21 protein-coding genes and 4 pseudogenes are annotated in these 20,997 nt (G+C 38.7%); 10 read left to right on the forward strand and 15 right to left on the reverse strand.

What is annotated here, in order from left to right; genetic code table 11:
• The first annotated feature begins 3 nt into the window (after positions 1–3).
• Positions 4–96: an IS3 family transposase gene (locus FFX44_RS12655; protein WP_354669255.1), complete on the forward strand. Its 93-nt coding sequence runs from the start codon at positions 4–6 to the stop codon at positions 94–96.
• 175 nt (positions 97–271) lie between these two features.
• A pseudogene (locus FFX44_RS10115) lies at positions 272–729 on the forward strand (transposase); the annotation flags it as partial.
• Here FFX44_RS10115 and FFX44_RS10120 read toward each other — a convergent pair.
• Positions 658–2,373, reverse strand: coding sequence for an IS1182 family transposase (locus FFX44_RS10120; protein WP_289980613.1), 1,716 nt, complete (start codon positions 2,371–2,373; stop codon positions 658–660). The pseudogene FFX44_RS10115 and the gene FFX44_RS10120 overlap by 72 nt on opposite strands.
• Positions 2,374–2,474: 101 nt before the next feature.
• On the opposite strand from FFX44_RS10120, the gene FFX44_RS10125 reads away from it, so the two are divergent.
• Complete coding sequence (locus FFX44_RS10125; protein ID WP_289980716.1) at positions 2,475–3,224, forward strand: IS256 family transposase; 750 nt, start codon at positions 2,475–2,477, stop codon at positions 3,222–3,224.
• 670 nt (positions 3,225–3,894) lie between these two features.
• Here FFX44_RS10125 and FFX44_RS10130 read toward each other — a convergent pair.
• Positions 3,895–4,533: a recombinase family protein gene (locus FFX44_RS10130; protein WP_261909684.1), complete on the reverse strand. Its 639-nt coding sequence runs from the start codon at positions 4,531–4,533 to the stop codon at positions 3,895–3,897.
• Positions 4,534–4,692: 159 nt separating this feature from the next.
• On the opposite strand from FFX44_RS10130, the gene FFX44_RS10135 reads away from it, so the two are divergent.
• Positions 4,693–4,944, forward strand: coding sequence for an AbrB family transcriptional regulator (locus FFX44_RS10135; RefSeq protein WP_261909683.1), 252 nt, complete (start codon positions 4,693–4,695; stop codon positions 4,942–4,944).
• A complete protein-coding gene (locus tag FFX44_RS10140) occupies positions 4,944–5,249 on the forward strand; it encodes a type II toxin-antitoxin system RelE/ParE family toxin (protein WP_261909682.1) in 306 nt (101 codons plus the stop codon). Before FFX44_RS10135 ends, FFX44_RS10140 begins: the two co-directional genes overlap by 1 nt.
• A gap of 58 nt (positions 5,250–5,307) precedes the next feature.
• Here the strand turns inward: FFX44_RS10140 and FFX44_RS10145 are convergent, their stop codons facing one another.
• Positions 5,308–6,450: an ISL3 family transposase gene (locus FFX44_RS10145; protein WP_354669256.1), complete on the reverse strand. Its 1,143-nt coding sequence runs from the start codon at positions 6,448–6,450 to the stop codon at positions 5,308–5,310.
• Here FFX44_RS10145 and FFX44_RS10150 point away from each other — a divergent pair.
• A pseudogene (locus FFX44_RS10150) lies at positions 6,433–6,579 on the forward strand (IS30 family transposase); the annotation flags it as partial. The gene FFX44_RS10145 and the pseudogene FFX44_RS10150 sit on opposite strands and share 18 nt — an antisense overlap.
• Positions 6,580–6,593: 14 nt before the next feature.
• Here the strand turns inward: FFX44_RS10150 and FFX44_RS10155 are convergent.
• The 6 genes and pseudogenes from FFX44_RS10155 to FFX44_RS10180 form a co-directional block, all read right to left on the reverse strand.
• Positions 6,594–7,196 carry an FAD-binding oxidoreductase gene (locus FFX44_RS10155; protein WP_289980618.1) on the reverse strand — a complete coding sequence of 201 codons (603 nt, stop codon included), beginning with the start codon at positions 7,194–7,196 and terminating at the stop codon, positions 6,594–6,596.
• Between the two features lie 38 nt (positions 7,197–7,234).
• A complete protein-coding gene (locus tag FFX44_RS10160; RefSeq protein ID WP_261909680.1) occupies positions 7,235–7,678 on the reverse strand; it encodes a hypothetical protein in 444 nt (147 codons plus the stop codon).
• A gap of 21 nt (positions 7,679–7,699) precedes the next feature.
• The gene (locus FFX44_RS10165) at positions 7,700–8,359 is read right to left on the reverse strand and encodes a flavodoxin (RefSeq protein WP_261909679.1); all 660 of its coding nucleotides are present in this window, start codon (positions 8,357–8,359) and stop codon (positions 7,700–7,702) included.
• A gap of 41 nt (positions 8,360–8,400) precedes the next feature.
• Positions 8,401–8,949: pseudogene (locus FFX44_RS10170) on the reverse strand (SDR family oxidoreductase); the annotation flags it as partial.
• A gap of 230 nt (positions 8,950–9,179) precedes the next feature.
• Positions 9,180–9,677: pseudogene (locus tag FFX44_RS10175) on the reverse strand (nickase); the annotation flags it as partial.
• Between the two features lie 46 nt (positions 9,678–9,723).
• Positions 9,724–10,293, reverse strand: coding sequence for a hypothetical protein (locus FFX44_RS10180; protein ID WP_261909678.1), 570 nt, complete (start codon positions 10,291–10,293; stop codon positions 9,724–9,726).
• A 26-nt stretch (positions 10,294–10,319) separates the two neighbouring features.
• On the opposite strand from FFX44_RS10180, the gene FFX44_RS10185 reads away from it, so the two are divergent.
• The gene (locus FFX44_RS10185) at positions 10,320–11,249 is read left to right on the forward strand and encodes an IS30-like element ISLpl1 family transposase (RefSeq protein ID WP_261909698.1); all 930 of its coding nucleotides are present in this window, start codon (positions 10,320–10,322) and stop codon (positions 11,247–11,249) included.
• 230 nt (positions 11,250–11,479) lie between these two features.
• Here the strand turns inward: FFX44_RS10185 and FFX44_RS10190 are convergent, their stop codons facing one another.
• The gene (locus tag FFX44_RS10190) at positions 11,480–11,671 is read right to left on the reverse strand and encodes a hypothetical protein (protein WP_261909699.1); all 192 of its coding nucleotides are present in this window, start codon (positions 11,669–11,671) and stop codon (positions 11,480–11,482) included.
• Between the two features lie 126 nt (positions 11,672–11,797).
• Between FFX44_RS10190 and FFX44_RS10195 the strand changes: the two genes are divergently transcribed.
• The 3 genes from FFX44_RS10195 to FFX44_RS10205 all read left to right on the forward strand — a co-directional run bounded on the left by FFX44_RS10195 (position 11,798) and on the right by FFX44_RS10205 (position 15,288).
• Entirely contained in the window at positions 11,798–13,327 is a 1,530-nt protein-coding gene (locus tag FFX44_RS10195) for a multicopper oxidase domain-containing protein (protein WP_289980624.1), read from the forward strand.
• A gap of 39 nt (positions 13,328–13,366) precedes the next feature.
• Complete coding sequence (locus FFX44_RS10200) at positions 13,367–14,740, forward strand: MFS transporter (RefSeq protein ID WP_261909701.1); 1,374 nt, start codon at positions 13,367–13,369, stop codon at positions 14,738–14,740.
• A gap of 485 nt (positions 14,741–15,225) precedes the next feature.
• Positions 15,226–15,288 carry a putative holin-like toxin gene (locus FFX44_RS10205; protein WP_222843308.1) on the forward strand — a complete coding sequence of 21 codons (63 nt, stop codon included), beginning with the start codon at positions 15,226–15,228 and terminating at the stop codon, positions 15,286–15,288.
• A gap of 54 nt (positions 15,289–15,342) precedes the next feature.
• On the opposite strand, the gene FFX44_RS10210 is transcribed toward FFX44_RS10205, so the two are convergent.
• The 5 genes from FFX44_RS10210 to FFX44_RS10230 form a co-directional block, all read right to left on the reverse strand.
• Positions 15,343–16,224: an IS3 family transposase gene (locus FFX44_RS10210; RefSeq protein ID WP_240143877.1), complete on the reverse strand. Its 882-nt coding sequence runs from the start codon at positions 16,222–16,224 to the stop codon at positions 15,343–15,345.
• A gap of 14 nt (positions 16,225–16,238) precedes the next feature.
• Positions 16,239–16,772: a transposase gene (locus tag FFX44_RS10215; RefSeq protein WP_152134776.1), complete on the reverse strand. Its 534-nt coding sequence runs from the start codon at positions 16,770–16,772 to the stop codon at positions 16,239–16,241.
• Between the two features lie 377 nt (positions 16,773–17,149).
• Positions 17,150–18,718 (reverse strand): ClC family H(+)/Cl(-) exchange transporter, encoded by a 1,569-nt coding sequence (locus FFX44_RS10220; protein ID WP_261909702.1) that lies wholly within the window; start codon positions 18,716–18,718, stop codon positions 17,150–17,152.
• Positions 18,719–18,842: 124 nt separating this feature from the next.
• A protein-coding gene (locus FFX44_RS10225) for an IS5 family transposase (RefSeq protein ID WP_261909600.1) occupies positions 18,843–19,630 on the reverse strand; the annotation gives its coding sequence in 2 pieces (ribosomal slippage) (positions 18,843–19,372 and positions 19,372–19,630; 789 coding nt in all).
• 457 nt (positions 19,631–20,087) lie between these two features.
• A complete protein-coding gene (locus FFX44_RS10230) occupies positions 20,088–20,996 on the reverse strand; it encodes a glycine betaine ABC transporter substrate-binding protein (protein WP_125554290.1) in 909 nt (302 codons plus the stop codon).
• Position 20,997 lies beyond the last annotated feature (1 nt).

Here is a 20,997-nt window from a genome sequence, read left to right on the forward strand (position 1 = left end):
TGGATTGATTTTTACAATAAACGTCGTATTAAAACAAAACTGAACGGTAAGTCACCGGTAAAGTACCGGGAACTCGCCGTTCAGAAAGTAGCATAAATCATATGTCCAATTTTAAGGGTTCACTTCAATGATAAGAATGAGTAGTAGTTATTTTTTGTTAGATTGGAGAGTATAAAATAGTTTGTGTAAATGAATAAAAATCCTATTGAAAAGGGAATCCCTTCCCCGTATGATTAAATCGTCAAACCAAACCAAAACGGAGGGATTCCCCATGGACCAGTTTACCAAAGATTTAACCAAAACTCTATTATCAAATGGAGATGTTAAAGAACTTTTTCGTCAACAACTCGAAACAGCTATTAATCGAATCTTGCAAGCTGAACTAACAGCTTTGCTTGGTTATGATCCTTATGACCGCTGCGGCTTTAATTCGGGCAATTCTCGCAATGGCCAGTATTATCGCTTAATTGACTCTGAATATGGTAAGTTGAAGATTGCTGTGCCGCGTGACGTAAGGGCCATTTTCATAACCACCTGCTTCCAGCCTATTCTCGTCGTCAGGACGCTTTAGAAACAACAGTCATTCAGCTTTATTCCAAGGGCGTTACGACCCGTGAAATTGCAGATTTGATTGAAAAAATGTATGGCTCTTATTATTCACCTACTACTGTTTCTAATATCACTGCTCAGGTAACAAAACAGATTGAAGCTTTTCATCAACGAGCTATTGGGGCTGTGCCATAAGTCCTTCAAAATAGAAGAGATTAGTGAAAATCGTTCTTTGATTTTCACTAATCTCTTCTTTTTGTTTATAAAACAGTTATAATTGGTGCCTTTCGCCACCAATTTTCTAATATTCATTGCCATCAAGGCAATTCCAGCTTCCCTTTTTACCTTCTCAAGACCTCTAACCGAAAATTTTTTAAAACCCAAACAAGCCTTCAATCCACCAAAAACTGATTCAACATCTATTTTACGTTGTCCGTAAATTGAACCAGTTTGGTGATTTGAAAGCAACTTGCGTTCCTTAGCTTTGAAATACTCCCATGCGCTATTAATACTTATTTTACGAGGATTTCCGTTTTTAGTGAATGCTCGGTGATCAATTTTAAAATCGTTATCGTATTTGTTTGCCTGATACTCTTTAAATTCACGTACAAATCCGTACTTATCTTTGCGCTTACGGTAAGCATAAAAACTAAATCTAACTCCCTGCAGATCAATAAAATAATCGTCTTTAGGATGATACGCCCAATTCATGACCTTACGGTCATCACTTTTCCATTTGCGACTATTTTCTTTTAACATTGTCCCATATGGAATTAACGCTGTATGTTCAGGTAATTCATCTTCGAGATATCGATAATTTGATTCTGAACCGTATCCTGCATCAGCCACAATATACTTACCTAAAGTTCCAGCTGCTTTTTGTTGCTGTAAAAAAGGAATTAATGTTTTGGTATCTCCTGGATTTTGAAAAATGCCGAAGGCAGTTACAAATTGTTTACTTGTGGCGATTTGTAGATTATAAGCCGGTTTTAGCTGTCCGTTGAGCATTGGATCTTCCTTAACACGCATGAAAGTTGCATCATGATCTGTTTTTGAATAACTATTTCTTTTACCATAAATTCTGGTTTGTATTTTATGAGCTAATAATTTAGTTTGCCGTAACTTAAGTTTTCGTTTTAAAGATTTTAGTTTTCGACGCCTTGACTTGTCTGGGTTTGGAGAGATATGTTCTTTTTCAATCTTTTTATTCAAATCTTTCAAGTCATTTTCTAACCGCAAGGTAATTTCATCAAGCATTTCTAAAGTAAGATCTGTCTCTGCTGGGAGCTGACACTTAAACTTAGCGTCATTTAATTCTTCCAGAAGGGTTATAATCGCAGAGCGATTAAGCTTGTCAAAACGAATCGTATTCTTACGCCAAACAAAACTATATTTATTGGCATCAGCTAAAATTTTAGTCCCGTCAATAAAAGTAACTTCATCAATAAAATTGTTTTGTTTCAGATATTTGGTTAGTTTTAGAATACATTGATTAATCAAGCTCTCAACTTCATCTGAAATTCTAAAACGACAAATTGTTCGGTAGGCTGGAACCTGTTCTTGTGTCAGCCAACGGGCTGCCAAATTCTCTTCTGCCAAGGTATTAATACGGCGACTACTAAAGATACCTTTTGTGTACGCAAACAAAATTAATTTTAAAAGTACACGCAGATCATACTTACGCGGTCGTCCAAAGATGTAAGGATCATTAATTTTAAGGTCTTCAACTATTTGATTAATCATCCGTGCAGGATGATTTTCTTTTGGCTCCCAGTCAGTTTTAATACTAAGTACAGTCTGATTTATGTTATAATTATTGTACATTTTGATTATCCTTTCTATAGGGGTATTGTTTTTGAAAGTACTGGCTGTAACCAGTGCTTTTTTATTTTTAATTATACCAAAAGAGCTTCACCAGAAAAATCATTACTTTCTCTGGTGAAGCTCTTTCACTTAGGGACTTATGGCACAGCCCCTTCTTAGATGCAACTTACCTACCTCTACGCCGTGATTCAGTTCAAAGAGAGGCAGTCTATATTGCTTTAGGTATTACACCTGTCGGCATCAAAGAAGTTCTTGATTATCGAATCGCTCCAAGTGAAAACGCAGGAGTTTGGTCAGAAATGGCAGAAGATCTTAAACAACGAGGATTAAAGCAAGTCCAGTTGATCATCGCAGATGGAATGGTTGGTCTGCAGCCAGCATTATTGCACGCTTTCCCGAAAGCCAAATTCCAAAGATGCCTAGTACATGTTATGCGTAATATTGGTTCGCATGTGCGTTTAAAAGATCGTGAAGCAATCTTAAATGATTTTAAAGAATTGCATTCAGCGACCGATGTAACTGCAGCACACAAGATCTTAAATGATTTTTATGGTGCTTGGGAGAAACTGTATTCTAATCTGATCCAGCAACTTAAATCCATTGAAAATGAACTCTTAGCTTTCTTGAGCTTTCCTCCTGCTATTCGACCAACAATTTATTCAACCAATATCTTAGAATCACTGAACAAAAGAATTAAACGCAGGACCAAACCCAAAGAACAGTTTCCAAACGAAAAATCTTTAGACAATTTTATCGGAGTTCAAGTCATAAGCTACAACGAAAAATACTTTAATCGTAGTCATCGTGGTTTTGGTCAAGTCAAAGACACGTTAGAATCACTTTTCGATTAATAGTTTAATTTTACAGGGGAAAGGGATTCCCATTTACACAAACTTCTTGACACTCCCTTTTTGATATTATAGAGTCTATTGATAAGCTAAGTCCAAAAAGTGATGAATTTAGATACACAACTGATGTAAGAGGTAAATATAATTTACCAATTGACTTCACTGACGATAGGGAATCCCCTAAGGTAATAAACCTAATAGTCCTTGGCCAATATTTGAACTATATATATTTACATTTATGTAGTTTGTATTTCATATTAGAAGACAACAAATGCTCCCTTTTTTCAGGTACTATTTTCGGAAACCCCCATGTTAAGGGTCTACTGTATGGTGTAGTTCATTCAAGCATTAGTAGGACACTTAATAGTGCTTCTGAAGATCAGATTTCAGAAGAAATAAGAAACTGTATTTCAAGTGTAATAGCAAACAATAATTTAAAAATTGAATCTAGAGATATTAAAGTTGATAAATCTGATGATGGTTATCAAGTTTTGCTGGATAGTTCAGCGCTATTTATGATTTTTGAAAATGATGAATCATGGTTTTTAAAAACAAGACCATTAATTAGATGAACGCAAAGTTGAAGCTCTAAAAGAAGGGTATACTTACGTGATCATTATTCAATAAAATCAACTCCATTAACTTTTTTATCAAGTGTACCAAAGAAAACGAACTATAGGGATAACCTTTCCTCCTCTGCATGATACTTTTCAATCCGATACAAAGTAATGGGAGCAATCCCTAACATTCTGGCAATCTGTCTCTTCGTGAGATCAGCTTTGCCGGTTTTTTTTTGGTCTAACAGCTTACAAGCTTCTTTGTAAATATAACGCTTTTGGCGATTAGGGGAATTGGGCCCATACTCACGGACCTTTCCTTTATACTTACCTTGTTTTTTAGCAATCTCAATTCCTTGTCGTTGGCGCTCGCGGATTGTTTCGCGTTCTTCCTGGGCAATATATTTGTAAAGCTCAACAATAATGTTAGTAATCAGGTTTCGTAGATTAGGATCCTCAACGCCAGCAAAGCTTGGTAAATTTAAAACATTTAATGTAGCGTTTTGGCGGCGGATTGCTTCGATAATATCGGTCAGATCTTTAGAGTTACGACCTAAGCGATCCAAGCTAACGACAATTACTTCATCATCATCACGCAAATAGTTCAGCATTTTTTGCAGCTGGGGACGATCAGCATCTTTACCAGAAATTTTTTCCTGGAAGATTTTGGTCACTCCAGCACTTTTTAGTTGTTCAAGTTGGCGTGCTAGATTTTGATCTCGGGTACTAACACGCGCATAACCAATTTTAGTCATTTTCAGAGCACCTCCGGGTCACTTATATGTAACTAATAATAATGCACTTTCTAGATAGTTACAATAGGGTACACTCCAAACGCACACTTATTAGTTTTTAACCATTTTACAGCAATGTTATAACATGTTATAATTTAAAGAAAAAAGAGGTGCATAAATATGCCTGAACTAACAATACGTAGAATTGGAAATTCCACTGGTAGCATTTTCCCTAAATATCTTGGCCTAAACGAAGGAGATAAAATAGAGTACAAACAAGATGGTCAAAAATTGATTTTAGATCTTGAATCTATAAATATCAAACGTGATCGAGAAATGATTGAAAAAAGCTTTGAGGATTTTGAAAAAGGAAAATGGATTAATGAAGAAGCTATGAAACAAAAGTTTGGAAAATATGGTTGGGGCAAATAATGTATGAACTAAGATATTCAGAATCATTTCAAAAATCATTAGAAGCTACAATATCATATTGGCAACAAAAACTTGAACTATCAGATGATAAAATCAGCGAGTTTGTTTCTAGTATTTATAAAAGTACAGAAGCGTTGAAACGGTATCCATACCTAGCCGAAAATATAGCAACAAAATATGGTTTTAATCAACCAACATACCGTGTAGTCATAGGTAAAAGTTACGCGTTCTTTTATAGAGTTAACCAGAAAAAAGTTGAGATAGGTTCACTATATAACACTAAACAGATGAAAGTTAGCTTTTAAGGGGTCTCCGTCAAATCGTATTGGTGAAGCCATGAAGTCCTCTGAATAGGGGGCTTCTTTATTTTACAATTAAAAGAATTCTGGCATAAAAATGATCCATGTTTTTGAATCCGTAACAGATCCGTTTAAGTGCTTTGATTTTACGATTGATTCCTTCGATAGGTCCATTGGAAAGTGATGATTCACAGCTGTTTGAAACATATTTTAGATTTTTCTTTAGGGTTGTAATTGAAGTATCCATTGGAGATTGTTGTTTTTGGTAATTAGTTAGAACTTGTCTGAGCTTTTTTGAATCTTGTTTTTTAATTGCTTCTTGGATTTGGTGAGCTGTTTCATAGGTGTATTTAAGCTTTGAATTAGTACTAAGCCCTAAATCAATCAGGTTCTGTTGCGTCATATATTCGTTAAGCCCTCTGAAGTATTGTGTTTTTGAACGATTGATTTTTTCAGTATCTTTATGAAACAAACGCCAATTGATTTTTAAAGCTTTGTAAATCCGGCTATACTTATCGCTTTGTTGCTTTAAAATTGTAACCCTAAGCTGATCGAAAGCCCGATTTACCAATTGAACAATGTGAAAGCGATCAATAATGATTTTAGCATGCGGGAAAAGTCGTCTGATGAAAAGCTGGTAATTGGCATTTAAATCAATGACAACCGATTTGACAGCTGAACGTTCCTCTAGAGAATAGCGATTTTCAAAGTAAGCACAAATATTTTTAGACAAGCGGTCATCAAGAATTGAGATCAAATTGTGTTTTTTGGCATCGATGGCAATAAATGAATACGATCTGGCAACTGATTTGAATTCGTCAAAACAAAGATGTTCAGGAAGTTTGGCTAGGCGCTGAGGCCTTTGAAAATCATGATATAAAATCCGTGTAACTGAACTAGGAGAGATCCCGACTAGTTTGGCAATCGTCGTAACAGGGAGTGATTGTTTGGCTAATTTAACAACAGCAGATTTGAGACCTCTGGTAAGAGAATGATTCTTTTCAACGATTGGAGTGTTGGCACCACAAGTAGTCTGACAAGATTTACAAAAATAACTTTGTTTTCGCAGATACAATAAATTCATTGGGCCATTGAGTGTCGGCAAACGGAGTTTTGTCAAAGTAGTACCATTTTTAATCAGCGATGCAAAACCACAGTGAGGGCAACGAGAAAACTGATAACTAAGGCGAGCATGGATTTTCGCAATTTACCAAATGCTTTAGTTCAACAAGTCAGTAGCCGGCGTAATCATATTCCAAGAAAATCATTAAATTATAAAACACCAATTGAGGTATTCATGGAAAATATCACAGATAAACAGTTATGTTATTTCTAACTTAATTTGACATTTCAAGACTGATAATCAATATACTGTTCAAAATTGTTTTTAGTTGTCCAAATGACTCTAATTTTTCGTCTTTTAATATATTGCTGTGCCAATCCCAGTAATGGTGCAATACCAGTGCCCATACCAATCATGATAAGCGGTGCTTGACTTTTATCTTGTTCAATGATTGATGAAAATTGTCCAAAAGGCCCTTCCAACAATACTTTATCCCCTCTTTTTAGAGTACTTAAGCTCTGTGTAAAGTCCCCTAGTTTACGAATCGTAAAAACAATTGGATGATCTATATTGGGAATATTGGTAACAGAGAATGGATGCGGCTCACTGGAGATACCATTAACACCTTCAAAAGATAAAAAGAAGTAATCACCGGCTTGATATATTACATCATTGTTTGTCAGTTTGATTTGTACTTGTATTACTGTTGGACTAATGCTTACGGTATCAAACACATATCCTAAAGACGTATTTCTATTACAAATTACGTGATGCCACAAATAACTACTAATAATCACAAATGTATACGTGTCAAATAACAACATAAATGAAGTATGGATATTAATCCTACCAATAAGATGAACATGCAACCGAATTAATACAATCGCCAAAAGGTTTAAACGATGGATCCAAAGAGACAATTCATGTTTTAAAAAACTTGTAATTTTCTTTTTATATCATTTGCTATCTTAAAATGATCTACAATCCAACCGGACATAAAGAAGATTGAATAAAGGGCAACCCCAAAGGCCATATACCAAGCTGCCTCACCTGACAAAGTAATCCATTGATCCATAGATAATAAATAATGCCAGTGAATAAATCCGAGTAACAGAGCTCCAATGCCAAGAAAACTATGCACAAAATATAATGCAGGAAGTCCAATTAATTGATCCAGCCATCTAGGTCTCAGCGATAAATAAACTTCAAAAAGCCACCAAGAATAGGCAATTACCCCGATGTCAATCAAAAACAATTGATTGATGCTAGAAGTAAGCATTGTATGGTTAATCAACAGAATTAAAGGTAGTGGAAATATTACCATCGCTGTGAACCAAAGAGTATATAATGCCAAAGGGTATCTTTTTAACAAACTGTCAACTCCCTATTCAATTTAATAACCGAGTTTAGCTAACCATCTATTCACACGACTATGATCATTATCCACTGCTGATCCCGTGACAGAAAAGCCTTTTAAAAAATGAGATTGTGGATAATATCTTTTTATAATTTGTAATGAATCACCCCATCCCGATCCTTCATTTGTTGAAAACGGAATAATAGTCTTACCGTTTAAATTCTCATGATCCATAAAAGTTCTAACAATCATAGGGGGCTCATTCCACCAAATAGGATAACCAATAAAGATTGTTCGATATTTAGAAACATCATGAAGCTTTCCTTTTATTGATGGTCTCAAATTATTTTGCTGTTCTCTTTGTGCCTGATCAACAGTTCTCTGATAATTTTTGGGATATGGTTTGGCAGGAACAATCTCATATTGGTCTCCATGAGTCTTATCTGAAATAAACATCGCCAGTTGTTTTGTATGTCCGATTTTGAGATGAACATTTGGATAATTAGTTCCGGAACGTGAAAAATAAATAATTAAAGGTTTCTTTTGACTACTAGCTGATGACGTCGTCCCTTTCCTTTTAGTAGCAGAACGAATATCATTTGAATCTCGAAAATGCGTGTAACCTTGATTGATGTCGATAACTACTACTAGAATAAAAAGAAAAGAACAAAGTACAGCAAAAACTACTTTTCGCATTTGATTGCCTTCTTCATTCTTATCTTTGTTTTTTTACTTGATCACCAAGGTTGTGTTGTTGGCCCAACAGTAAATTCATTAACATTGACATCGTTTGGTTGATCAATCGCAAAAGCAACAACTGATGCAACTCGATCTGGTGTGATACCATATTGTTCATAAATCGAATCAAAATCTTGAGCTGATTGTTTATCAGTAATAGCCCCCAACAATTCAGTATTGATAGCTGCCGGATATAATGTAGCGGTCCTAATATTCGTTTTTTCTTGCGCTGATTCCATACGCAGAACTTCCATTAAATCACGAACTGCCCACTTGGTTGCGCCATAAACGGCACCGCCTGGATAAGCTTTTAAACCGGCAACAGATGATGTAGCAATAATATGTCCTGACTTCTGAGCTATAAATTCTGGCAGAACAGCAGCAATACCATTTAAAACTCCCTTAATGTTAATATCAATCATGTTATTCCACTCATTAATTTTTAAAGCTGATAGAGGAGCGATGGGCATAATGCCAGCATTTAAAAAGATTACATCAACATGTCCATAAATCTTTTTGGCCAATGACACGAGTACTTTATTTTCTTCAAGCTCCCAAGGTAGATTGTAAAATTAATCTGAACGCTTTTAGAAAAAATACCAGCCCTTAAAGAATGTGCTTACCACAAACACATTCTTTAAGGGCTGGTATTTTTTCTAGTATAACCATTCTAAAAGAATTAAAATCGCATCCTTTTGTGAATTAGAACTGCCCAATTTCCGATCAGTTAAATCTGATGTTGCCGTCGCTTTTTCGTTATTTCCTACTTTGTATTTTATTTTTGTTGCTTGTAATCTTCACCTAGTGCGTTAATAATGCAGCATTAAAGTTGTCTTTAGGCTAACCGGTTTGTAGTTTAATGGTTGATAACATCCTATATTTGTTTTTCGTACTGATCGTCCATATCTTGTTGCTCTTTTAATTGTTTTTAAATTTTCTCAATCTAACTAGTCTTAATAATAAGATCAGTTTTACATTCACCAAGAAAAATTTATTTAGTTTTGTCATGCTTTAAGATACGGTATGTGGTGCCTTTTCTAGCTGAACTAAGCTAAGTTGACTAGACAAATAAACTAAATCTTGTTGATGCTCTTGGGTACTAAAAATCATTGATGGTTTTTCTTGCCATTGTCCAATCATTTCAACCTTACAGGGTTTTAAATCTGGATCATAATATATCACGGTTGCATAACCCTGTTATTGTCTAACTAGTGAAAAATCATCTAAATTACCATTTGTAAAAAGCACGGTATTCGGTTCGAATGACTTGCTCAACTACCCTGATTACCTTTTCCTAAGCAGACTATAAACAGACTAAATTTTTACCGTACAAAGTTATTTTTTTTCATGGCTGTAAAAATAAAAGAAGCTGTTTTACTTGCTTTTCCATTAACAACTAGTGGATACTTATTTAAATAGTAATGGTACGTATGCACAATATCAATAACTTGTGGCTTGCTACTGCTGTTGCTAACTTTGAGCTGATAACATCCAGTAGAAAGTTGATGTCTCAATTTGTATACTGATCCTGTATCATCAAAGATAAATTTTTGGTGGGTTTTAAGATTTTGCAATGATACTTTCACCATTGACTTATCATGAATCTGCACAGAAAAATAGTTGGCGGAGGCATGAAGGTTAACATATTCTGTTAAAATCGTACCTGGTTGTATTGTTTCCGGTCTAGCTTTATACTGAACCGAAAGTTGACTTCTCTGTGCAGCAACTATAATATTTTTCGGTTTAGGTGTTGTTAAAGATATAAATAACCAAATAATAGTGATTAAACTAATTACTAAATAAAAATACAATCCCGTTTGGTAGATTGTAAAATTAATCCGAACGCTGTTCGGACAAAAAAGATCAGCTTCCTTTAAAATGGTGTTTACCACAAACCCATCTTTTAGGAGCTGATCTTTTGTCTAGTATAACCTATTCCGAACGAATTAAAATCGAAACCTTTTGTGAACTAGGGCTGTCCAATATCCAAATGGGCGTTCGGCTGAACCGATCACCGTCAACAATTTCTTATGAATTATCTCGATGTCAACCTTATCAGGCTGAATTAGCACAAACAGATGCCGAATACAAGCGATCACGATGTGGTCGGAAAACTAAGCTGAGCGATGAGTTAAAGCAAAAAATTCTCAACCATTTACGTCTAAGCTGGTCATCAGGAATGATTGCTCACGAATTTAAACTAGCTACTAAATCTATTTATAATTGGCTAAATCAGGGGAGAATTGGTTTCTCCTTGAATGATCCACCTGAACATGGCGTACGCCAACGGCGTAACGTTGACCAACGATCCAAATATAATCAATCTTTGGGGCGATCAATTGAACAGCGTCCCATGATGATTAATCAACGTAAGCGCATCGGCGATTTTGAACTAGATACAGTCGTTGGTCCTCGTGGGCATAGTAAGGCAGTTTTATTAACTTTAATCGATCGAAAATCACGGTTCCTTTGGGCATACCGGTTAAAAGATCGGACGACAGCGACTGTTAATGAAGCACTAACTAAGTTCCTAACCACTTTTAATGGTCCGGTGCACAGCTTTACTGTGGACCGTGGCACTGAGTTTAGTGGGCTAGTATCACTTGAATCACAATATGGTATTAAGACCTATTACTGCCATGCTTATACGCCAGCTGAACGTGGTAGTAATGAACGCTTCAATCGGAATTTACGTTATTTGTATCCTAAAGGGACTCGTTTTGAGCACATTAGTGCTCAAGATTTAACGACGACGTTACTCCAAATTAACCAGCGACCGCTTAAAATACTCAACTGGCAAACACCGTATCAGGTTATGCTGACAAATTTGTCCAAAAATTCGGATTAAATTTGCAATCTACCACTCAAATGCCATCCATGCCGTTGAAAAATATTCAACCCGTAAGGCTGACGTCATGGTTTGTTTCTGCGTCATTGACAGTTGCTGCATTAAACGACCCTCTTTCATGTGACTGTTCATCTAAGTACAGACACATGATATATTCAACATATGTATATGCCAACATATAACGCCGATCAATGACTCCTTGAAAGGTCTTGCAGCAACTTCTTAACAAACTAGTGCTGGTGGGCGTGTTGTTGACTTGACTGGGGCCGATAAGCGGCAACTAACCCTGTCACAGCGTCCAAAGTCATAATCAGACCCATTAACCACATCGCTGCCATATTGTGCCTGGTACCAATTAGAATCAGCAGCACCACATTTAACGCCAGCATGAGCCAGCCCATTGTTTTCGACATTTGTTGCATGAAAATCCTCCTCAAGTGTATGGATAAGACCTATACCATTTTTCGATACTACTTTAGATTAATTCTAAATTATGTTTATGGCAACCCTAAAAAGTGTTAAAATTCTTGTCAGAGGGGGAAATCACGATGAAAACCTATACGGACTATTTCTTTGATGAGCCAGCGTTTGATCTCCACGATGGCGGGTACATGCCGCTTGAGGTCAGTGATGCGCCTGAGAAGCCCTTAAATGTGCCGCCGTTGTTGAAACCGGATAAAGAGACGGCGACCGACGTTTATTACACGGTGACAGCAGAGGCTGGGGAAACGCAACTGTTACCTGGGGCGAAGACCAAGACGTGGGGCTATAATACCAGTCTGTTAGGTCAGACGATTGTGTATCGCCGTGGTCAGCATACGCATGTGACACTGAAAAACACCCTGCCTGAGTTGACCACTTTTCATTGGCATGGGGCTAATGTCAGTGGCCCTTATGTTGATGGCGGATGCCATGCGCCTGTTTATCCGGGTGAAAGTAAGCATATCGACTTCACATTGGAACAACCGGCGACGACTTTGTGGCTGCACGCGCATCCGTGCCCATCCACAGCCGAGCAGGTTTGGCATGGTTTGGCTGCCATGGTGATTGTCAAAGACGACCATGAAGCCAGCCTGCCATTGCCAAGGAACTATGGCGTTGACGATATTCCGGTCATTTTGCAAGACCGGCGTTTTCATGAGAACAACCAGTGGGACTACCGGGCTGATTATGATCCTGACGGTGTTGCTGGGCCAACTGCAATGATTAACGGTACAATCAATCCCTATTTTGATGTCACCACGCAAAAGGTCCGGTTGCGTTTTCTGGATGGTGCTAATCGCCGTGAATGGCGGTTGCATTTTTCCGATGACCTGCCATTTACGCAAATTGGCGGGGATGGCTCACTGTTACCGGAGCCGGTCAAATTTACCCATTTGATGCTGACTTGTGCTGAGCGTGCCGAAGTGATTGTTGATTTTGGCCAATACCATGAAGGCGACGAGGTCACCTTATATACGGATGATGTGCCATTGCTAAAGTTCCGCATTCATGCGTTCAAACCGGATCAGACTACCTTGCCTGATAAGTTGTTCGATGTGAAGGCACCAGTGGTTGACCCGGCTTTGCCAGTTCGCCACGTTGTGATGCAGGGGATGGACGAAGGTGTTGCGATTGATGGTAAAAAGTTTGCCATGCAGCGGATTGATGCCACTCAACCAATTGGCAAAGCCCAGTACTGGGATGTTACCAATAGCAATGATGCGCCTGGAATGGTTCATCCATTCCATGTGCATGGAACCCAATTCTTAGTCTTGTCGCGGAATGGGCATGCGCCGTATCCAAATGAACATGGTTTCAAAGATACCGTTGGCGTGAATCCTGGTGAAACGGTTCGGCTGCTGGTTCGCTTTGATTTGCCAGGGGTTTATATGTATCACTGCCATATCATTGAGCACGAAGATGGCGGTATGATGGCACAGATTGAAACATTCGATCCAGCCAAGCCAAAGCAAGAATATAAATTGATGGATATGAATACGTTAATGATGGCCTTGGCTAAAGAACGTGGCGTCAAACCATCTGAGATTTGGATGGGCGGTATGCAGTCTTATGAAAAAATGGGAATGAAAATGTAAACGTCCCACAATATTAATATAGAAAAAGATGATTTTAATATGCACTCTCCAACGATCAAACATCGCGGGGCTTTTGTCGCCACGTTACTGACAGGTACCTTTTCGATGTCAATTTCTCAGTCTTCTTTAAGCACCGCTTATCCTGCTTTTATGAAAGCTTTTGGTTTAGGAGCGGATACAGTTGCTTGGCTGACAACCGGCTTTATGTTGGTGATGACCTTGATGATTCCGGTTAGCCCATGGCTGTTGCATAATGTTACTTTCCAACGGCTTTTCCAAGCGATTGAACTCATTTTTGCCATTGGGACAGGCTTATGTATCTGGGCACCGAGTTTTACCGTGCTCATGATTGGCCGGTTGCTTGAAGCGATTGCGGTCGGGATCATTTTCCCGAGTTTCCAGACCGTGTTGCTGACGATTACGCCGCATAGTGGGCGTGGTCGGGTGATGGGCACGGCGGGATTGGTCATGGGCTCAGCCTTGGCAGTCGGTCCGATTATTTCCGGTGTTTTGCTGACATGGTTCCCTTGGCAGGCTTTATTCTTGTTCTTCTTGGTCGTTTCGCTGCTTGTGCTGGCCGTTTCAACGGTGACCATTGCGTCTGTCATGCCATTGCAACCGACGCAACTGGACTGGGTGTCCTTCCTTTTATCCGCAAGTTTTCCAACTCTACTTTATGCCTTGGGTGCTTTGTCGAAAAAAGGCTTAACTGTTGGCGTGGTTGGTTTGTTGATTTTAGGCGTTCTGGCAGCTGGTATTTTCGTTGTTCGGCAATTGAATCGCCAACCACCAATGTTGCAAATGCGAGTCTTTGCCACTGGTATGTTTACTAAAGCGGTGTTTCTGACCGGAATTTCATACGTCGGTTTGATTGTCACCACTATCCTGATGCCGCTTTACTTTCAAACGCTACTTGGTTTGTCACCGTTGATTTCTGGCTTGTCCTTAGTGCCAGCTGCGGTGTTGCTGAGTATTTTGAATCCAATTAGCGGGCGCCTACTGGATCGCTTTGGACCGCGTGTCGTGGCCATGATTGGCATGTTGTTGATTACTGGCGGCTTTGGTCTGTTAGCAGTCTTTGCCCATCATTTACCGCTGATTGGGACAATTATGTTGGCGATGGCGACTGAAGCCGGCAATGCCTTTGTGATGATGCCTTCAGTGACGGCTGGCGCGAATGCTTTGCCGAATGAGCTCGTGGCAGACGGCACTGCGGTTACAACGACGGCTCGTCAGTTATTCGGTTCTGCCGGTGTCATGTTCGCCACAGTGTTGTTGGATGGCATGCAAACCACGCTGCGAAGTCATGCTGGCGGTTTTGCTGTTACCTTCGCTGTGTTTGCTGGCGTGGGCCTGATTGGCTTGCTGTTGGCGTTGACGTTACCAAAGGAAGTCGCGAAGAAAGCGGTATAGCTGCGAATTCGTGCTTTGCATCTACAAAAATGACCGCCTACCAAAAAGTAGACGGTCATTTTTGTTGCAACTAAGTATACCCTATTGGCCTTTAAGCTTAGTGCGAATTATTAATTGAATTTATCGTTTCCCTGTATTTACCATCAAATGTTTTTTCATCTGGAAACAAGGTTTCTCGTGAATATCCTAGTTGTCTTAATTTTTTTTGGATCGAATCTTTAACTTATCACGGAAACACGAGTTACATCACGGTATTTATAGTCCCGTTGTTTTCGTTAATAGCTTGGCTATTTATGGCTCGAAGATTAAAGAAAGCTGATTATGCATAGAAACTATTCTATCCCCATTTCCCTGTATAATAGATTAAGCAAGAAGCTTTAATGGCAATGATTGTCTTTTCCCTTGCGAGGTGAGGCTCATGGGAACATGGAATAATCTTCAGGAAGGCTTCACAGTCAATGAGCGTCTTTCAGACACTCTCGTTGATGTTGCTGTTTGGCACGTTTTTAATCGCGCTACTCAGCTATATCGACAAACACCACAAATGAAAAAGCCGCCCCACATATGAAGTGCAACACAAAAGTTAGACAAAATAGATATTTTTATGCTGCTAAGGTATGTTCTCGATACTCAATTGGGGACATGCCTTTTGTTTTGAGTGAAATTCGGTGATTATTATACCAACTGACATAATTCAGCGAAGCTTCTGTGAGTGACTTAATATCTTTGTAAGGGGGAAAGCCACTCAAGCATTCCGTTTTGTAAATATGAAAGAAACTCTCGATTGGTGCATTATCATGACAATTTCCTTTTTTAGACATGCTCTGGATAAAATCGTTATCTAGAAGCCTTTGTGTATAATAACCTAATTGATAGTGCCATCCCTGATCAGAATGAATGATAGAGTTGCTTCCTTTCGGAAGCTTAGCGATTAATTCATCAAGCGTATTGGTAATCAGTTCACGGTTAGGACTATCGTTAACTTGAAAGGCCAAAACTTCTTTGCTAGCTTCATCAGTAATTACGGAAATATATGCCCATTTTCGATCTGTTAAGCGAACTTGAGTCACATCAGTGTGTAAGGCTTCATACGGTTTTGTGTGACTAAAATCTTGTTTCAAAACGTTCTCTGCTATTTTACCAACAGTTCCTCGATATGAAGAATATTTACCATTTTTACGACGATTGTACATACTCACTTGAACGTTCAACTCATCCATCAAATGACGAACTACTTTGTCGGCAATATGAATATTCAGTTTGACTAGTTCCTCTTGAACTCGTCGATAACCGTAGGTTAATCGTCCCCGCCATTTTCCATCATTGGTGATTTTTAGAATTTTAGCTTTGATATCAATATACTTATCGACATGATTTTTGATACGCTTACGTTCATCATGATAGGTAGCCTTCTTGAGACCTATGGCGTCAAGAATATCACCAATTTTATAACGCTGTGCCTTTGGAAGCTGTGCTTGGTCCACCCTGATCTGATCCACTATTTGTGTTTTTTGACGTCCTTTGAAGGTCCGAACAGGGTCATTGATTTTTTTAGAATATCGTTCTCCAATTTCGTATTGTAGAGTTCCTGCTTCTTCTTAACGAGCTCCGCTCGTAAACGTTCAAGTTCACTTTGCTTTTCTAATTGACGAACTTGTTTTTTCTTACGTTTCATTTTAGATGGCCTGCCTTTAGGATGAGATCTTAAGCCCATAATACCATCACGGATGAACACTTTTCGCCAAATACTTATTTGTGCGGCTAAAATATCATATTTCATAGCAACAATGGCTAAAGAATCATCATGAGTTTGGTAGTAGTCTATCACATCTAATTTAAACTCTGATGAGAAATATCGCTTGTGTCTTTTTCGATTAAAAGTTTCTACACCACCTAATTTATACAGTTGAATCCATTTTCGGACTTGACGCCCGGGTAAGTCATATTTAGAAGCTACTTCCGAGGCATTGAGATTACTATTCAAATATACGGATACAACTTCTGCTTTTAATTTTGAACTATATTTGGTCATAAAAAAAGTACCTCACAATCATTAGACTCTTTGTCTAACAATTATGAAGCACTTCACATAACTTTGACCGGTTATGGGGCGAACTAGTGTTGTTTTAATATCTGCCACCGCCTTTAACGGCTCTACACGGGAAGTCCTGTTCACGTGGGACTTCCTTTTTCTTTTTCGTTATAGCATGACTATGAAAAATTGGGTAGCAAGGCATTTTCAGCTTATTATTTATCTTTGTATTTTTCAAAAATAGGTTCAACTAATTCTTTTTCAGCGTTTTTCGTACTTCGCCGTATTTGTATATAGTTTCCCAATATGTTTATGTCTGGCAACGGACCCACTTAATCTAATATTTATTATTATGATAGACCAATTTGCCTATTAACTTAGTCTCGGTGTTTTTTTTCTAAAGTTGCTAATAATGCATCAATCCGTTGTTTAACTCGGGTTCGTTGGGTTGTATCAGTTAACAGTACTAACGTATCACCTTCATGAATCAAGGTGTCACCATGTGGAATCACTTCTTGTTCACCACGCCGGATTCCAATGAGCAGTGCTTCTTTAGGCCATGGCATGTCTCGGACCATTTTGCCGTTTAAGGGACTGCCAAAGAAAACCGGTATTTCCAAATGATCAGGTCGATGAAGTTGCTGAACAGTTTTAGGCATTGTCATCTGCTTAAACAATGCTTCATAGATTGGTGCACCGCCTAATAAATCAACAACAAGGTAAGAAGTTAACGATATGACTGCTAATGGCATTAAATGTGTTAAATTGCCAACCATTTCTGTTACCAGCAAGATAGCTGTGAAGGGAGCTTTTCCAATTCCAGCAAAGTAACCGGCCATGGAAAAAATGATTAGGTTCATGATATAGACATGCGATAATAATCCTAATTGATTCATTAAGACGCCATAAACCGCACCAATCACAGCACCTAAAGAAAGAATCGGCAAAAAAATACCGCCAGGTAATCCGGAACCATATGAAATCATTGAAAAGACGAATCGTATAATAAAAATTGCAATTAGTACAAACAAAGGTGGAACATACTGGCCAAATCCAACAATTAATCCATTACCACCACCAAGTAAATTTGGCGAAAAGTAACCAACTAAGATTACCAGCAGAAATGGTACGATACCTTGTATTGGGCGTGGCAAATGTGTCAGTTGATGATACCACCGAGGCATAACTAACAAGACCCGTTGATATAAGTAACCAAACAATCCCAAAACAATGCCGAGTAAAATTAAGTGCCAATAATTTGATACTGGTAAACTACGTGAATAATTTAAATGTAACACGGGAACAAGTCCGAAAACATTCAGCGAGATAAAATTTGAACCAATTGCTCCGGCTAATGCTGTTAACCAAACCAGCGGTGAAAAATTATGGTAAATCTCTTCTAAGACAAATAGAGTTCCAGCAATGGGAGCATTAAACGCCGCTGCTAATCCAGCAGCGGCGCCTGATGCAATTAGCAGTCGGCGATCAGTTCCTGATAACTTAAACCCAGCAGCGAAACCTTGACCAACTGACGCACCTAATTGAATCGACGGTCCTTCTCGTCCGAGAAATAATCCAGGTCCCAATGCCAGAATACCACCGATAAATTTTCGCCAAAGAATTGACCACCAGTGCATTTCCAATTCGCCAGCCAATTGACCTTCAACTTGCGGAATTCCGGAACCAGAGATATAAGGTTCTCTCTTGAGAAGTCGAGCCACAATTAAAGCTAAACCAAGGTTGATGCCAATCAACAATGCCCATTCCCACCAAACAAATGGCGCGATTCGTAAGTATCTATATACCAATCGACTATAGTGCAGCCCTATCTCAATACAATAGCGAAATAAGCTAACAACGGTGCCACTCATTAAACCCACAAGCAGGCCGAGTAAAACAAATCGCAAACGAGTAACGTCAAATTTTTCTTTTACAAGCTGTATCAAATAACTAATCCTCCATTATAACCAATATTATATAATTTAGTGCTTAATTAAACTAGGCAATATCTCGATGAAATCTAGTAGTTATTTTTCACAGAGAAGGGGTGTCATACCGCTAAGAAGCTGTCTAAAATCTCTTAAGTAATAGTGCTAAAAACGCTAAAACGACCATTTGCAGACTGGTGGTTAATTGACGCTCACAATTTTTCCAAAGTCGCCGACAATTCTCTAGCCAACTAAAAGATCGTTCGACTACCCAACGTTGGGGCATGACTTCGAATCGATGCAACTCATTGCGCTTCGCAACCTGCACGGTTGCGTTTAAATTACTGGCTACATCGAGCTGAAAATTAACGCCTGAATAACCACCATCAACTAAGACATTTTGAACCTGGCGTAAATGCATGGCATGTAAAGCGATCATTGCACTGGCCCCGTCTCGATCAGAGACGTTCGCTCGCGTCATGTGAATGGCCTGCGGAAAGCCATTGATATCAACTACCAGATGGCGCTTAATCCCCGAGATTTTCTTACCAGCGTCGTAACCTTTGTTTTCAGCAGTAGCGGTGTTTTTGACGCTCTGAGCGTCAACGATAATAAAGGAAGTTAAAGCTGAACGTCCTTGGTAAGTTCGCCGAGCAATGACAATTTTTTTAAAACTTGTTCCAATAAAGAATCAGCCGTAGGCTCAGCTTTAGTTGACCAAATTTTGTAATAGTTGTAAACTGACCGCCATTCTGGGAAATCACCGGGGACTTGACGCCATTGGCAACCGGTTTTCAAGACATATAGGACCGCACAGAAGACCTCGTAGAGGTCATATTTTCGAGGCTTAGTTCGCTTACGAAAATTTTCTAAAGCTGGTCGAATTAATTCAAATTGTTGCCGAGTAATATTGCTGGGATAATTTTTCATAGCTTAAACTCGCTTTTTACATAGAAGTATATCAAAAATCATAGATCTTGGACAGCTTCTTACAAGTTGAAATTGCAACACTTACGAGCCAAATGGCCGCCTGATTTAATGCTTTCCAGGGTTCAAATAAGTTATTAATCGCGATTAATGATTTATTTGAGCTGTGGAAGGTAAACGCGGTTCTGAATGTCTCTTAAAACCTGTCTCAAATATTGACTTCAATCCAACGTTCAGTGCTGATTATTTCTCAACACCAGAAAGTGTAGACCCCTTTTCCATTGAATAGCTTTTACCATCTTCCGAGGTAACGTCATAATCATAAATTGACATCACAATCACTCTTCTTTCTGTTTAATTCAACTATTATAAAGTTTAGCGTACCACTCCAGCCACTAGAATGTAACTTTTTAAAAGTAAATAAAAAAGCTGAAGTAAATTTCAAGCTTCAACTTTGTTGTTATTTATTTTTTAGATCTTCAATCGAATTAATATTTTTCATATACTTTGGCACGGCTAAACCAGTTTTGGCACCCTTCAAATTCACCCGCACATCAACAAACTCACCCTTGTACTGTCTAGCATACAATCCGTGTGTTGTTGGTAACCAAGCTGAAACAGACGCATCCGCCGCTCCAGTCGCGATTGAAGCCCACATCGGCTGTGCTTCCAGTGACTGAATCGTCGTATCGTAGCCCTTGCTGTCTAATAATTGCTTGACTAAGTTAGTCGAAGCAATCTCAGAATCCCAGGCAACGTAGGTTAGTTTGACCTTTTTTCCATGACCTTCAGGAACCCCAGCCAACCATTTTGCCACCTGTTTTGGATGTTTGCTAATATAGTTCTTCGCCGCTTTTGCAGGATCTTGCCCATCGTTAGCCTTCAACATAATTTCAGACATTTCTGATTTAGTCCAATGAAACTGTGACAATAGTTTATAAGCGCCAGGATTGTCATGTTTGAAACCGGTTCTAGCAATGGTGTGCAAATTCTCTGTTTTACCAAAAACATTTTTCGGATCTTTCAAAAATTTTATTGGATACTTGGTGAACATCCAGTGTGGTTGCCACCCAGTAATTACAATTGCTTGGTGATTTTTGATTGCTTTATCCAATGTACTGGTCATTGCGGCGGTAGAGCTAGTTTGTAACTGCCAATTTTTACTTTTCAAGCCATAGGCAGTCAGTGCCTTTTGCGCAGCGCCCATTTCACCAGCACCCGCATCAATTCCTGTAATCGTATAGTTAATCTGCGGACCTAACTTCTTATGTGGGTTATATGCAGCAGGTTTACTACTGCAAGCGGATAACCCGATCGTCAGAAGCAACAGTGACAATCCAACTACTAAAATTCTTAGTTTACGTGTCATA

The organism is Lactobacillus sp. UCMA15818, from assembly GCF_030400225.1.
Lineage (GTDB): Bacteria > Bacillota > Bacilli > Lactobacillales > Lactobacillaceae > Liquorilactobacillus.

Coding starts and splice junctions, on each gene's coding strand:
- FFX44_RS10120 (WP_289980613.1), bottom strand. CDS start 2,373: ATGTACAATAATTATAACATAAATCAGACTGTACTTAGTATTAAAACT.
- FFX44_RS10130 (WP_261909684.1), bottom strand. CDS start 4,533: ATGACTAAAATTGGTTATGCGCGTGTTAGTACCCGAGATCAAAATCTA.
- FFX44_RS10135 (WP_261909683.1), top strand. CDS start 4,693: ATGCCTGAACTAACAATACGTAGAATTGGAAATTCCACTGGTAGCATT.
- FFX44_RS10140 (WP_261909682.1), top strand. CDS start 4,944: ATGTATGAACTAAGATATTCAGAATCATTTCAAAAATCATTAGAAGCT.
- FFX44_RS10165 (WP_261909679.1), bottom strand. CDS start 8,359: ATGCGAAAAGTAGTTTTTGCTGTACTTTGTTCTTTTCTTTTTATTCTA.
- FFX44_RS10190 (WP_261909699.1), bottom strand. CDS start 11,671: ATGCAACAAATGTCGAAAACAATGGGCTGGCTCATGCTGGCGTTAAAT.
- FFX44_RS10195 (WP_289980624.1), top strand. CDS start 11,798: ATGAAAACCTATACGGACTATTTCTTTGATGAGCCAGCGTTTGATCTC.
- FFX44_RS10200 (WP_261909701.1), top strand. CDS start 13,367: ATGCACTCTCCAACGATCAAACATCGCGGGGCTTTTGTCGCCACGTTA.
- FFX44_RS10215 (WP_152134776.1), bottom strand. CDS start 16,772: ATGACCAAATATAGTTCAAAATTAAAAGCAGAAGTTGTATCCGTATAT.
- FFX44_RS10230 (WP_125554290.1), bottom strand. CDS start 20,996: ATGACACGTAAACTAAGAATTTTAGTAGTTGGATTGTCACTGTTGCTT.